Source organism: Methylobacterium sp. Leaf399, from assembly GCF_001424525.1.
In the GTDB taxonomy this organism is placed as follows: Bacteria; Pseudomonadota; Alphaproteobacteria; order Rhizobiales; family Beijerinckiaceae; genus Methylobacterium.
The window spans coordinates 20,977-34,761 of sequence record NZ_LMQK01000005.1 but is presented as its reverse complement, the minus strand read 5'-3'; the positions used below and the strand labels follow the sequence as shown (position 1 = coordinate 34,761).

At 71.3% G+C, this 13,785-nt stretch carries 13 protein-coding genes; 1 reads left to right on the top strand and 12 read right to left on the bottom strand.

The window, feature by feature from the left end:
* The first annotated feature begins 144 nt into the window (after nucleotides 1-144).
* Complete coding sequence (gene queF, locus ASG40_RS06220) at nucleotides 145-594, top strand: preQ(1) synthase (RefSeq protein ID WP_055882522.1); 450 nt, start codon at nucleotides 145-147, stop codon at nucleotides 592-594.
* Nucleotides 595-678: 84 nt separating this feature from the next.
* Here queF and ASG40_RS06215 read toward each other — a convergent pair whose 3' ends face one another.
* The 12 genes from ASG40_RS06215 to ASG40_RS06165 all read right to left on the bottom strand — a co-directional run bounded on the left by ASG40_RS06215 (nucleotide 679) and on the right by ASG40_RS06165 (nucleotide 13,708).
* Entirely contained in the window at nucleotides 679-1,002 is a 324-nt protein-coding gene (locus tag ASG40_RS06215; RefSeq protein ID WP_055882519.1) for a hypothetical protein, read from the bottom strand.
* A gap of 97 nt (nucleotides 1,003-1,099) precedes the next feature.
* The gene (locus ASG40_RS06210) at nucleotides 1,100-2,017 is read right to left on the bottom strand and encodes a hypothetical protein (protein ID WP_338011764.1); all 918 of its coding nucleotides are present in this window, start codon (nucleotides 2,015-2,017) and stop codon (nucleotides 1,100-1,102) included.
* Between the two features lie 133 nt (nucleotides 2,018-2,150).
* A complete protein-coding gene (locus tag ASG40_RS21050) occupies nucleotides 2,151-2,309 on the bottom strand; it encodes a hypothetical protein (RefSeq protein ID WP_156387588.1) in 159 nt (52 codons plus the stop codon).
* Between the two features lie 154 nt (nucleotides 2,310-2,463).
* Entirely contained in the window at nucleotides 2,464-2,994 is a 531-nt protein-coding gene (locus ASG40_RS06205) for a hypothetical protein (protein ID WP_443136587.1), read from the bottom strand.
* A gap of 70 nt (nucleotides 2,995-3,064) precedes the next feature.
* Nucleotides 3,065-3,616 carry a hypothetical protein gene (locus ASG40_RS06200; RefSeq protein ID WP_156387587.1) on the bottom strand — a complete coding sequence of 184 codons (552 nt, stop codon included), beginning with the start codon at nucleotides 3,614-3,616 and terminating at the stop codon, nucleotides 3,065-3,067.
* A gap of 110 nt (nucleotides 3,617-3,726) precedes the next feature.
* Entirely contained in the window at nucleotides 3,727-4,977 is a 1,251-nt protein-coding gene (locus ASG40_RS06195; protein ID WP_055882512.1) for a hypothetical protein, read from the bottom strand.
* Between the two features lie 14 nt (nucleotides 4,978-4,991).
* Nucleotides 4,992-6,263, bottom strand: coding sequence for a hypothetical protein (locus tag ASG40_RS06190; RefSeq protein WP_055882509.1), 1,272 nt, complete (start codon nucleotides 6,261-6,263; stop codon nucleotides 4,992-4,994).
* Nucleotides 6,260-7,261: an OmpA family protein gene (locus ASG40_RS06185; protein WP_162243294.1), complete on the bottom strand. Its 1,002-nt coding sequence runs from the start codon at nucleotides 7,259-7,261 to the stop codon at nucleotides 6,260-6,262. The genes ASG40_RS06190 and ASG40_RS06185 overlap by 4 nt, the downstream gene beginning before the upstream one ends.
* 216 nt (nucleotides 7,262-7,477) lie before the next feature.
* A complete protein-coding gene (locus tag ASG40_RS06180) occupies nucleotides 7,478-9,013 on the bottom strand; it encodes a Do family serine endopeptidase (protein WP_055882504.1) in 1,536 nt (511 codons plus the stop codon).
* A gap of 367 nt (nucleotides 9,014-9,380) precedes the next feature.
* Nucleotides 9,381-10,109, bottom strand: a complete 729-nt coding sequence (locus ASG40_RS06175) for a DUF2459 domain-containing protein (RefSeq protein ID WP_055882500.1) — start codon at nucleotides 10,107-10,109, stop codon at nucleotides 9,381-9,383.
* Between the two features lie 162 nt (nucleotides 10,110-10,271).
* Entirely contained in the window at nucleotides 10,272-13,004 is a 2,733-nt protein-coding gene (locus tag ASG40_RS06170) for a valine--tRNA ligase (protein ID WP_055882498.1), read from the bottom strand.
* A gap of 95 nt (nucleotides 13,005-13,099) precedes the next feature.
* The gene (locus tag ASG40_RS06165) at nucleotides 13,100-13,708 is read right to left on the bottom strand and encodes a PopZ family protein (protein WP_055882677.1); all 609 of its coding nucleotides are present in this window, start codon (nucleotides 13,706-13,708) and stop codon (nucleotides 13,100-13,102) included.
* Between the last annotated feature and the right edge of the window lie 77 nt (nucleotides 13,709-13,785).

Below are 13,785 nucleotides of genomic sequence, written 5' to 3'. Positions count from 1 at the left end.
TCCGCCAACGTCCCGCTTCGGGCAAGCGCCCGGGCCCGGCCTGGAGGCCCGAGGCCGTGAGGAAACGTTTGACGGTCCGATCAGAAAAACTGACGCGCCGCTTCCGGGTGATGCACCCGCCGCGGCTTGCGCTATAAGCCGTCCATGACGAACGACACGCTGCAACTCGGCCAACAGACCCCGGCGCCGGAATCCCCCGAGATCGCCCGGCTCGACAGGGTACCCAACCCGCACCCCGACCAGGACTACCTCGCCCGGTTCACGGTGCCGGAGTTCACCTCGCTGTGCCCGGTGACCGGGCAACCGGATTTCGCGATCCTGGTGATCGACTACGTGCCCGACCGCTGGCTCGTGGAATCCAAGTCGCTCAAGCTCTACCTCGGCGCCTTCCGCAACCACGGTGCCTTCCACGAGGATTGCACGGTGGGCGTCGGCCGGCGCCTCGTCGATCTGCTGGCGCCGCGCTGGCTGCGCATCGGCGGCTACTGGTATCCGCGCGGCGGCATCCCCATCGACGTGTTCTGGCAGACCGGGGCGCCGCTGCCGTCGGTGTGGCTTCCCGACCAGGGCGTCCCCCCCTACCGGGCCCGGTAGGAGCGCTCCAGGGTCCGACCGCAAACGAAGACGGGCGCCCGGTCCGACCGGGCGCCCGTCTCATCCTCGACCGATGGCCGAGTTTCAGTAGCCGTAACCGTAGGCCGGCTGCCGGTATCCATAGGCGGGGCGGCCATAGCCACCGCGATTGTAGGAATCGCGCGCCGCTCCGGCGGCGATGGCTCCGGCGGCCAAGCCGGCGATGCCGAGGCCGACGGCGGCGCCGGTCCCGATCCCACGACGTCCACCGCCACGGCCGTAGCCATAGGCGCCGCGCCCGCCGTGATGGCCGTAGCCGCCGTGGTGACCGTGCCCATAGCCGTAACCCCGGGGACGGGCATCGGCGGAGGTCGCCATCATGGCGCCGATCGACAGGGTGACGGCGGAAATCAATGCGAGCTTGCGCATGGTCGTCCTTATCGTTGTTTCGGGAAACGCTTAGTGTGGGAAACGGGCGGGAGCCCGATGTGTTCCCGAACGCGGTCCCGAGATCATCGGCGCCGCCCTAAGTAGGTTCGCGTCGGCAGGCCGACGCTTCATCCCGCTCAGGGTCTCGGGCGTCGCATGTTTTCGACGCGAAACCGGTGACCCCTTTTGCGAAACCTGCTGAGGTGATCCGATAACTGGACCGGCCAAGGGTGGACGGCATCAGGCGCTTGAGCACGACGTGGGTGGGCGCACACAGGAGGAGCGGAATGCCGACGACGAGGGCCGCAAACCAGAGGTAAGGGTGCATGAGTGTCTGGGCGACGTTGTCGTTCATTCCCCAGACGTAGTTGATGTTCACAGGCTGGAAGCCGGGATCGGGCCGGGGTTCGGGCATCAGTGTGAAGCAGACGACGAGCACCACGATGGCCAGCAGCGACCAAGCGCCCCAGGCCCTCTGGTCATACCCAAGACGCCACACGAGGAAGACGAGGAGGAAAGGCAACCACCCATGGAACAGGGACAGGCCGCGCAGGAACAGCGACGCGTCTGCCTTGAACATGTAGGCGGTCATTCCAACGATGGGCGCGCCAACGGCGCTCGCAATGAAGTCTGCCACCCACAAGGTCTGCGGAAGCAGGATGCCGACTGCGCACATCGACACGAGAAGCGCGCTCTCTGTCCAAATCCCTATTAGCGTGAGGATCAGCGCCAAGTCACAAAAGTATAGGAAGTTGGTCGGACCGTAGAACGTCCAGTACGTCGGCAGCAGGACGGCCATGAAGCCCGTGTAGGCCAGCTTCAGCCCTATCGGCAGCGCCTGCACGCGCTTTGGTGTGATACGGTTTCCGCTTGGATCAAGCGGGAACCGTATCACCGAGCCCGCGCGGCGCCTGAGCGAAGCCCATGTCCGCATCACGAAGTGATCACCCGGAAATGGGATGACCGTTTTGGGAGGATGCAGGCCGCCCTCCTCTGGTGCTTCCCCACGTACCATTTCCGCCCCTCCACCGCTTCAGATCGTGGTCGGATTGTGCCCTTGTGCCGTGCCAACGAGCGTGCAGGTTCGCACAGTGTGCAAACTGCTTTTCCGAGCCTGCCGGCTCAATCGACAACAGATGCTGCCGACATCAGATGCTGCCAGCCTGACAGGCGATCGCCCGTGCCGAGCCGGCAAGGCTGACTCGCGTGGGGAAAAAGCGCCGCTCCTCACCATAGCTCGGCCGGGCATAGACCTGGCGGGATTGCGCATGGATCGCCTCCCCCAGGGCGCCGGACGTGCGTTTCATGGCGGTGGCATCGTAGGCTCGGCGATCCGCACGCCGAGTTCGTGGGGCTGGCTGCGACCGTCAGACAGGCAGCCAGTCGCGCCCGGATCGTTTCAGGGATGCCGGCTAAGCAGGGTTGGCAGAAGTGGTCACCGGTTTTGCGTCGAAAACCTGCTTAGCCTGCACGCTGGCCTTGGTTCAGGCCGGCGCGCCGGCGCAGGACGATAGTCCGGCCCGGCTGCAGCACGCAGACGGTGAGGTTGTCCGCCAGCATGTCCTCGCGCGGCCCGGTCTCGCAGCGGAGCAGGGCGGCGCCGGTGCGGCCCTCGGCCGGGGCGCCGGTGAGGAGGGAGCGCCGGTGCAGGGTCAGCGCCAGGACTTCGACGTCCCGCGCCCGCGCGCCGGTGAGACCCTGGCCGGCCAGGCCGATCAGCACGAAGTACGGCCGGAGCGGCTCACGCGCGACCGCGCCGAACACCATCCGGCGCGGCGTGCCGCAGGCCAGACTCATGCGGTCGGCGTCGGCGGCGCGGAACACCGCCCCGTCGCCCGCCCGCCCGGCCAGCGAGGCCCCGGTGGCCCGGATCATCCGCGCCGTGAGCGCGTCGCAGGCGTCGCCCGCCCGCGCCATGGCCGGCGCGGGCACGCAGGCCAGGACGACGACGGCCGCCATGACGGCGGGCAGGAGCGGGACGCGCTGGATCATGGCCGACACGTCTAACCCAGCCGCCGGGGGACGGCCATGGGTTCGCTGGCGACGCGCGCCTCCCTCCGACTCACGCCGGCAGCCAGTCTCCCGACGCGGTGCGGCAGACGAGCTGCTGTGGCAATGCGGTGGTCCCGGTCCCGTCGATGGAGGCGGAGGTGTCGGCGGCCCGGCAGATGCGGTTGCCCGCCGCCTCGGCGGCGACCGCGGGGGCGGCCTGGGGCCTCACCGTGATCTGGCGCTGGCGCCCGTCCGCGCCCTGGTAGGCGAGGTACTGCGGCGTGTTGGTCGCCGCGGCCGCGATCTGCGCGTTGCGGATGCGCTCCTTGTCCTGGGCGTCGAGGGCGGTGAGGACGGCGCAGGCGAGGCCGCCGACCCCCGCTCCCACCGCCGCGCCGACGCCCGCGCGCCGGCCCCCGCCGGTGGCGGCGCCCACCAGCGCGCCGATGCCGGCCCCGATCAGGGTCGAGGCGACGCAGCGCCCGATCGCGTCGTCGAGGAGCGGCCGCGAGGCAGCGGCACTGCTCCCTCCTCCTCCGCCACCGCGCGTACTCGTGCAGCCCCCGAGCAAGCCGACGACGCAAAGGGCCACGCCCATCGCCCTGAAGCCCCGATTGGTCATCGTCCCGTCACCCCCGGCCCGTCCGTGAACCGCCCCGTCCGTCGCGGGATGCGGCCGACGGGGCGGCCCGGCCCCCGGCGCGCCCCGCGATCTCGTGTCCGTGCCGTCCGTCAGAACGGCCGGTCCTCGACGCGCTGGATGTCGAAGCGCAGGTCTTCGCGGCGCAGGCCGTTCTCGCCGCTGAAGATCACCTTGGGGTCGAAGATGCGGCCCGAGGCGGCACCCGCCTTGAGGGTCATCTCGACGTTGCGGGCGCCGCCGAAGGGCAGCTTGCCCCGCTCGGCGGGCTCCGCCTGGGGGTCGGGAAACCAGGCCAGCGCGAAGCGGCCGTCGCCGCGCAACTCGCAGGTCTCGCCCTTGCACAGCATCTTGCCGTCGAGGGGCGTCGCGGTGGTGCGCGACAGGGTGGTCTCGACCCAGGCGTTGACGAGGTCGCCCTGGGCGGTGGCCGCGAGCCGGACCTGGAGCGGCGTGCGCTGGCCGACGTAGTCGATGAAGCCGGCGTAGACGCGGCTGCTCACCGGCTCGGCGAGCAGGCGCGGCAGGCCGTCCGAGCGCACCCCTGCGAGGCTGCCCTTGGCGCCGAGCACCAGGGCGCGGGCGAACTCGAGGCTCGGCGCATCGCCGAGGGTGGCACCCGCGAGGTAGACCTCGGCCCGCCCGAAATCGATGCCGGTCTTCTCCGCGAGCTGGAAGCCGCGCTCGCGGGCGCTTCCCACGTCCTTGAAGCTTGAGCGGTCCGTCACCTGGAAGGGCGTGACGAGGAGGAAGCGCGGCAGGCCGTGGTTGAGGTCGGCGAGCCGGCCCGCGGTCTGGAGCGCGCCGAGCAGCCCTCCCGTCGGAACCGGAACGGCGGCGATCTCGGCGGCCCGCTTCTGCACCTGCGCCACCGCCCTGGCGATGCCGGAGGCGAAGCCCTCGCGGGCCGCCTTGCCCTTGGCCGCCTGCCCGGTGCCGATGAAGGTGTCGAACAGGGAATCGGCCTTGCCGGCGGCCTGTGCCTCCTCGTGCGAGAGGTTGGGCGAGCAGCCCACGAACAGCGGCACCAGCTCGCTGCCGTCGCGGCGCGCCACCATCACGGTGAACCGCTCGCGGGCGCCGAGCGTTCCGAGGCTCGCCTCCCTGGCGTCGGCGGCCTCCACCACCATGCGCGTCCAGCGCTGGTTGGCCTGCGCCTCGCCGGAGACGATGGCCTCGTCGAGGACGACGACGGTCTGGCGCAGGGAGCGCGGCTCTCCGGCCCTGGGGCAGGTCTGCTCCTGGCGCACCACCTCGTAGCCGGTCGCCGCATGGCCGGAGACCGGCATGAGCAGCCCGGCCACGAGGAGGCACGAAGGAAGGATGTGCGGGACGAGGGTCATGTCCGATGTCCCGCTCAGGCGTGGCCGAGGCCGAGGCGACGGCCGAGGTAATCGTCGGCCTCGAGGTCGCGCCGGGTCCCGATGTCCCCGGAGGCGAGGTCGTCGTGGGTGAAGCGGGTCTGCACCCCGCGTTTGCGCGCCTCGGCGACGAGGCGGTTGCGGTAGCTCTCCAGGAGCCCGAGCACCCGCGCGTCCTGGCGCGCCACGACATCGAAGCGGGCGCGGCAGGCGGCGTAGTTGCGCAGGCCCTTGGCCTGGTCGGCCTCGCGCCGGTCGAGCTGCTCGCGGTCGCGCCGCGCCTGCTCGATGCGCTGCTGCTGCTGGCGCTCGAGGCCCTTGCGGTAGGCGGCCTGGGACTGCGCCTTGAGAAGGTCGAGGCGGGCGCGTTCCTCGGCGAAGTCGGGCACCGGGTCCTCGGTGAACAGCACCCAGGCCACGGCCACGGCGTAGACGGCGAGGTTGCCGATGAAGGCGATCCCGTAGATCGCCACCGTGCTGCCACCCTCCTCCCCCAGCGCCGCCTGCCGGTTCAGGGCCTCGGCCACGAGGTAGGAGCGGCTGAAGACGATGGCGGCCGCGCCGATGAGGAACAGGACGGCGGCCACGGCCAGGTGCCGGTAGCTGTCGGCCCGCAGGCGCCGGGTGACGTTGTCGCCGAAGCGCTCGCCCCATTGCCGCAGGATGCGCCCCAGGAGGTGGCTGGAGAAGGCGAACAGGATGGCGATGAGCAGGACCGAGGCGGTGGCGAGCGCCGGCGTCAGGAAGTCGATCCTGAGGAAGGACGACAGGTTGAGCGGAAACTCGAGCAGCATGATCGCCGCCACGCCGCCGTGCTTGAACACCGGGTTCCAGGCGCCGGCATCGCGCCCGTGCTGGGACCTCTTGTACGCGTATTCGGAGCGCAGCCGGTCGATCTCGGCCTCGCGGTCGCGGATCCTCTTGCTCTGGAAGAAGCCGTCGCGCTCGGCGCGCAGGTGGCCCTGCTTGACCTGCTCGATCCGGTCGCGCTCGGCCTCGTAGAGGAAGCCGGGGTTGCCGCCCAGCGTCTCCTGTTCGAAGCCGCGGCGGATCTCGGCGATGGCCGAGACCCGGGCGGAGGCGACGCGGGTGCGGTACCAGATCTCCATGGCCGGGGTCAGCAGGGCCGGGCTGTCGGCCGCGGCCCCGTGCGAGGACGAGAGTGGCACCGTCGGGCAGGCCGCCTCCTCGGCGATCCGGGCCGACAGGTCGGCGGCGACGGGTCCGTCCGCCGACAGGTCGAGGGCCTGGTACTCGGACAGGCTCATCGGTCCGGCCTCGGCACGAGGACGCGCTGCTCGCGCAGGTCGATCACGATGGGGTCGTCGCGGGTGATGGTCACCACGGTCCTTTCCGGGGGCGGGGGGCGCGCGACGACCGCGGGCGTCGCGCCTTCCGGCGTCACCGCGACCCGGGCGGGCGGGACGATCGACACGAGGTCGGAGTCCTGGATGGTCGGGAGCGCGAGGGCGACGTCGGCGGGCGCGATCGCCACGGTGCGCCGCTCCGGCAGGGACGAGGTCACCGGCGCGGCCTCGACCCGCGGCAGCAGCGCGAAGGAGCGCAGGCAGGCGGCGCGCTGGCGCGGCTCGGCCCCGGCGCAGACCAAAGCCTCCTGCTTGGCGAGCCAGGCCCCCACCGCCTCGGGCTTGCGGCCGAACAGGAACTCCACCCGCCGGTTGCGGGTCATGGCCTCGTCGGAGGTGTTGGGGACGAGGGGCACCGCCTCGCCGAAGCCGATGCGCCAGATGGTGGCCTGGCGCACGCCGCGGCGCTTGAGCGCCTGGGCCACGGTCTCGGCCCGGCGCACCGACAGGTCGAAATTGTAGGCGTCGCCGCCACGGCTGTCGGTATGGCCGGAGATGAACACCGCCGTGTCCGAGGCCTCGCGCCGCAGCGCCTCGGCGACCACGTCGATCACCGCCTCGGCCTCCGGGCGCAGCTCCGCCCGGTCGGTATCGAAGAACACCTGCTGCCCGAACACCACCCGCAGGACCGGGATGTCGGTGTTGAAGCTCGCGGGCAGTTCACGCCGCGGCACCCGGGATTCGAAGAAGCGCGGGCTGGCGTTCAGGGTCGCGTCCGAGAGACGCCGCAACCGGGCCGTGCGGTCCTGGTGTTCGAGCAGGACCGTGTCCTGCCACGACAGGATCACGTCCCGGGCCGCTCCCGAGGCGGGCACCAGCAGCAGTGCCGCCAGGACGGCCGCCTGCGACGCTCCGCTGCAGATCGACTCGACGGCCCGCTCCACCCCTGCCCCCGCCACCCTGTCTTGAAGCAACTACAGGTGTGACGCTAAATCTGAGGTTGATGAACCGTCAACAGACGCCCGGCGATAAGCGTGGGGGATGGCGCTCTGTGACCGCCATTGTGGTTTTCGTGCAACGAGACGGTGCATCGATCGGGGGGTCGCGACGGCGAACGCCGGCCCGCCCCATGGGGCGGACCGGCGCTCGGTTCGATGAAACCCGACCGCGGTCGCTCAGCCGGCCTTGGACAGTGCCACCGCCACGAAGCGGGTGACGCCCTTGGTGCTCTTCACGCGCATCAGCACGGCCTTGCGCCCGCTCGCCTCGGCGGCGCGGATGCGCTCGGCGACCTCGGACGGCTTCGAGACGCTGGAACCGCCGACATCGAGGATGATGTCGCCCTGTTCGATGCCCTTGGCCGCGGCCGGCCCGTCGGGATCGACCTCCATCACCGCCACGCCCTCTTCGCCGCCGACCTCGGAGGCCGGCGCGAGGCTCAGCCCTAGGCGAGGCTGGCCGTCGCGCTGGCCGCCGCGGCGGTCGTCGTTGGCGGCCTTGGGATCGCTCGGCAGGGCGCCGAGTTCCACGGTCGCCGTGTCGGACTTGCCCGAGCGCAGGTAGGAGAGCTCGACCTTGGCGCCGGGCTTGAGGCCGGCGATCTTGCGCGAGAGCTCCTTGGCGTCGTTGACCGGGTTGCCGTTGACCGACTCGATGACGTCGCCGGACTTGAGGCCGGCCTTGGCCGCCGGGGTGCCGGGCTCGGCATGGTCGACGAGGGCGCCCTTGGCCTTGTCGAGGCCCAGGCCGTCGGCGATGTCCTTGGTCACCGGCTGGACCTGGACGCCGAGGTAGCCGCGGGCGACCTTGCCGTCGGCGCGCAGCTGGTCGACCACCGCCTGCACGGTCTCGGCCGGGATGGCGAAGGCGAGGCCGACGCTGCCGCCCGAGGGCGAAGCGATGGCGGTGTTCACGCCCACGACCTCGCCGACCACGTTGAAGGTCGGGCCGCCCGAGTTGCCCTTGTTGATGGGCGCGTCGATCTGCAGGAAGTCGTCGTAGGGGCCCGCGCCGATGTCGCGGCCGCGCGCCGAGACGATGCCGGCGGTGACGGTGCCGCCCAAGCCGAACGGGTTGCCGATGGCCACCACCCAGTCACCCACCCGCGGCGCGGTCTTGCCGAGGGAGACGTAGGGGTAGGTGCCGCCCTCGGTGATCTTGAGGAGGGCGAGATCGGTCTTGGGATCCTTGCCGATGACCTTGGCGTCGAGGGTGCGGTTGTCGTCGAGGGTCACCTGCACGGTCTTGGCCTTGTCGACCACGTGGTTGTTGGTGACGACGTAGCCGTCGGCCGAGATGATGAAGCCCGAGCCCATGCCGCCGCGCTGGTTCTTGCGCTGGGGCATCTGGCCGCCGGGACCGCCCTGGCCGTTGCCCTGGCCGTTCTGGCCGAAGCGCTTGAGGAACTCGCGCAGCTGCGGCGGCGCGTTCTGCATGCCGCGCCCGCCGGACCCGTCCTCGTCATCGTCGCCGGCGCCGTCCTCGAGCTTCACCTTCACGGCCACGACGCCGGGCTTCACCCGATCGACGATGCTGGCGAAGGAGCCGGGCGGCTGGTCGGGGATGGTGGCCGAGGGCTTGGAGAGGGCCTGGGCCAGGGCGGGGGTCACGGGCTGGACGACGCTGACGCCGACGGCGCCGGTCGCCATCAGGGCGGCCGCGGCGACGGAGGCGAGCGCAGTGCGGCGCAGGCGGTCGGACTGGACGGGCATGGATCACTCCGGATTGTCGGGGCACCGCGAAGCGGGCCGTGATCCGGTGTGTAGCCCCCGGCGCCTGACCTGATCGTGGCGCGAAGGTTACCGTTTGGACAGGTTGGGGAGGGGTGCCGCGGCGAAGCCGTGGAAGGTTCACCGTGCCGCCTCCGCCATGGCCTCCTCATCGATCACGCAGGGAACCGGACGTGCCTGGCCCCGCCCGACCGCGGACCCGTAGAAGGCCGGGGTACGCCCGTCCTCGTCATGCCTTCTTCGTGCAGACGGTCGCTGTGCCACCAGACCGGACCCGAGCGGTCGAGGATCGGGTCTATGGCGCGGTCCGAGCGGCAGGCCTCGATCTCGGCCTAGCGCGCCTCGCGGTTCACCGGCCCGTCGTCGCGGCGGTGGACGCCGGCAGGGCGCCAACCCCCGCCCGCCACCGCAGGTCCAGCAACAGCCCCGCCGGATGGGTGTCCACCACCGGTGTGGTCGGCAGGCCCGCCGCGTCGAGCAGCCGGGCGGTCCAGTGGTTGCACAGGTTCAGCGCCGAGAACCGGCCCTCGCCCTCGTAGAACAGGCTCGGCCCGTAGAGCCCCGGCCCGCCCGCCACCGGCTGGCCGGCCTCCAGGCGGAAGCTCGCGTCGAGGCGGGCCAGCAGGCGGGCGAGCCCGGCCGGCGACAGTCGGATCGGCACGATGTCGGAATGCGGGAAGCTCTCCCGCACGCCGCGTTCCAGCCCCACCACCTGCACGACGCCGCTGCGGCCGCCCGGCGTGAACAGGGCCGCCAGGGCGAGGCCGACGTCGACCTCTGCCAGGGTCGGGGTCGCCCGGTAGAAGCGGCCCTCGCCCCAGCCGAACTCGAGGCGCGGATAGTCGCGAAAGCGGGTGGCGATGGCGCGCAGGGCGCTGCCCGTCCCCTCCCCGGTGAGGGCGTCGCGGGGAAGGACCAGGCCCGAGTGCCAGCCGTGGCTGACGAGGTGGATCGTCTCGGCGTCCGCCCCCTCGGCCGGCGGATAGAGCGCCGGGTCGCCGGGGCGCGCGGTGAGGACGGCGGCGAGGATCAGCAGGGTGACGAGGCCCGCGAGGGCACGTCCGAGGCGCGACAGCACCTTCCCGAAGCGCCGGCTCGGCGGAGGATGCCCGTGGTCCGCGCCTCGCGGTGAGCCGGCGGCGACGGCTGTCCGGTCGCCCTGCGCGTCCGGCGGAACCCTCCCCACCCTATCCTTCCCCGTCAGCGGGATGGATCGTCGTCGCGATCGCAGGCGTCGGCCTCACGCCTCCGCCAGTCGCGCCAGCGCCTCGCGGATCTTCTCCAGCCGGGCGGCCTCGGCGTCGCGGCGCTCGCGCTGCTCGTCCACCACCTCGTCGGGGGCGCGGGCGAGGAAGTCGGCGTTGCCGAGCTTGGCCTCGATCTTGGCGATCTCCGAGGCCGCCTTGGCCGCCTCCTTGTTCAGGCGCACCACTTCGGCGGCCAGATCGACGATGCCCTCCAGCGGCAGGGCGGCCACCGAGCCGCGCACCAGGAGCTGCACCGCGTTCCTCGGCGCGGTCTGCGCGAAGGTGATCTGCGAGAGGCGGGCGAGGCGCAGGAGCGTGTCCTGCCACTGGCGAGCCCGCGCCCGCAGGGCCTCGTCGGCGCCGACGATCACGAGGGGAATCTGCGCGCCGGCCGGCACGTTCGTCTCGGAGCGGGCCGAGCGGATCTCGGAGACGAGGTCCACCACCCAGCCGATTTCGGCCTCGGCCTGCGGGTCGGCCAGGGTCGACAGGTCGGGCCAGGGCGCCAGCGCCAGGAGCCCGCGCCCGGCGATGCCCTCGCCCTTGATCGCCCACAGTTCCTCGGTGAGGAAGGGCATGAACGGGTGCAGCAGCTTGGCGATCTGGTCGATCAGGAAGGCGACGGTTGCTTGCGTCTCCGCCTTGGAGGCGGCGTCGCCCTCGCCCTGGAGGACGGGCTTGGCCAGCTCGACGTACCAGTCGCAGAAGATGTTCCAGACGAAGCGGTAGGCGGCGGCCGCCGCGTCGTTGAAGCGGTAGGCCTCCAGCGCCGCCGTCACCTCGGCCACCGCGCGGGCGGCCTCGCCCAGCGCCCAGCGGTTCAGGGTCTCGGCGGCGTCCCCGGGCCGGTAGTCGGCCCGCAGGACGCAGCCGTTCATCTCGGCGAAGCGCGAGGCGTTCCAGAGCTTGGTCGCGAAGTTGCGGTAGCCCTCGACCCGGTTGACGCCGAGCTTGATGTCGCGCCCGGGCGCGTTCATGGCGGCGAGGGTGAAGCGCAGGGCGTCGGCGCCGTATTGGTCGATGAGCCCGAGGGGGTCGACGACGTTGCCCTTCGACTTCGACATCTTGGCGCCGGCGGCGTCCCGCACCAGGGTGTGCAGGTAGACCGTCGCGAACGGCACCCGGCCGGTGACGTGGAGGCCGAGCATCATCATCCGGGCGACCCAGAAGAAGATGATGTCCTTGCCCGTCACCAGGGCGTCGGTGGGGTAGAACCGGTCGAGCTCGGGCGTCGCGTCGGGCCAGCCCAGCGTCGAGAACGGCCACAGGCCGGAGGAGAACCAGGTGTCGAGGACGTCCTCGTCACGGGTGAGGGCGGTCGGGCGACCGTGCCGGGCCTCGGCCTGTTCGCGTGCCTCCGCCTCGCTCGTCGCGACGAAGATGCCGCCGTCCTCGTCGTACCAGACCGGGATGCGGTGCCCCCACCACAGCTGGCGCGAGATGCACCAGGGTTCGATGTTCTCCAACCATTGGAAGAACGTCTTCTGGTAGGTATCTGGAACAAAACGGGTTTCTCCGTCTCGCACCGCCTGGAGCGCCCGCTCGGCCAGGGGTTTGACGTTCACGTACCACTGGTCGGTGAGGTAGGGCTCGATGACCACGCCCGAGCGGTCGCCGTGCGGGACGGCATGGGTGTTGGGCTCGGTCAGGCGAAGCCGTCCGCGCTCCTCCATCAAGGCGACGACGCGGGCGCGCGCCGCCTCGCGGTCGAGGCCGTGCAGGGCGAGGGTCTCCGGCTCCGGCGATGCACCGGCCAGGAAAGCCTCGTTTCCATCGAGGGTTATGCGCGCTTGTGCATCCAGGACGTTAATGGCGGTGCAACCGGCGCGCCGGCCGACCTCGAAGTCGTTGAAGTCGTGGGCCGGGGTGATCTTGACCGCGCCGGTGCCCTTTTCGGGGTCGGAATAGGTGTCGGCGACGATGGGGATCAGCCGGCCGACCAACGGAACGCGGACCCGCCGACCCACGAGGGACGTGTAGCGCCCGTCGTCCGGGTGGACCGCCACGGCGGTGTCGCCGAGCATGGTCTCGGGGCGGGTGGTGGCCACCGTGATGACCTCGCCGGTCTCGGCGCCGGCCTCGTCCACGATCGGGTAGTCGAAGTGCCAGAGGTGGCCCTTCACCTCGACCTGCAGCACTTCGAGGTCGGAGATCGCGGTCTGGAACTTCGGGTCCCAGTTCACGAGGCGCTTGTCGCGGTAGATCAGCCCCTGCGCGTGGAGATCGACGAAGACCTTGGTCACGGCCCGGACCATCTGGTCGTCGGGCGCGCCCGAGACGCCCATGGTGAAGCGCTCGCGCGACCAGTCGCAGGAGGCGCCCAGGCGCTTCAACTGGTTGACGATGGCGCCGCCCGATTGCGCCTTCCAGGCCCACACCGTCTCGACGAAGGCCTCGCGGGTCATCTCGCGCCGGCCGGGCTTGCCGGCCTCCGCGAGCTGGCGCTCCACCACCATCTGCGTCGCGATGCCGGCGTGGTCGGTGCCCGGCTGCCAGAGCACGTCGCGCCCGCGCATGCGCTCGAACCGGCACAGGATGTCCTGGAGCGTGTTGTTGAGGGCGTGGCCCATGTGGAGGCTGCCGGTGACGTTCGGCGGCGGGATCATCATGGTGAAGGGCTTGGCGCCGGCGCGGTCGGGCCGGCCCGCCTTGAAGGCTTCGCCGGCCTCCCAGGCGGCCGAGACGCGCGCCTCCACGGCGGCGGGGTCGAAGGTCTTGTCCATCATGACGGAGTCGGGGCCACTTCACGCGGAACGTCGCGTCCGGCCGCTTTCAACCCGTCACGGGGCCCGCGTCAACCGACGCCCGGCGGATCGGCGCTTCAGCGGCCGCGGGCCACGCGCTCGATCTCTGCCCGCACCAGGCGCTCGACCATCACCGGCAGGTTGTCGTCGAGCCAGGATTTGAGCATCGGGCGCAGCATGTCCTGCACGAGGTCCTCCAGCGTGCGGGCGTTGTGGCTGAGCACCGTGCTCGCCAGCATGCCGAAGGCCTGGTGGACGCTGGCATCGGTCACCGCCGAGGTGAGGCGGTCGTGCGCGCTCGCGGGCTCGGGCCGGATGTCCCGGTAGGGCTCGTGCCGAACTTCCTGGCGAGCGTCCTGGCGAACCTCCTCGCGGATCTGTTCGCGGATCTCTTGCCGGGGCGCGGGAGCCGGTTCGTCCCAGCTGAGTTCCGGCTCGGGCTCCGGCGCGTCGTCGAAGGAGATCGAGTCGAAGTCGATGACGTCGTCGGCCGTCGCCTCGCGAAAGCCGATCGGCTCTTCCTCGATCGGGGCCGGCTTGCGGATCGGCCGGGCGACCTCGGCGAGATCGAGGATGTCGTCGTCCTGGCGCCTGGGCTGGGGGGAGCGCACGGGCTCCGCGTCCTCGGTCTTGGCGACCTGGTCGTCGGCGATGATGCGGCGGATCGAGGCCAGGATCTCCTCCATGGAGGGTTCCTGGCCCAGCTCCTGGGCCTTGTCCTGCGCCTTGGGGCTCGCTGCACTCATAAGGACGATGCTCGGAG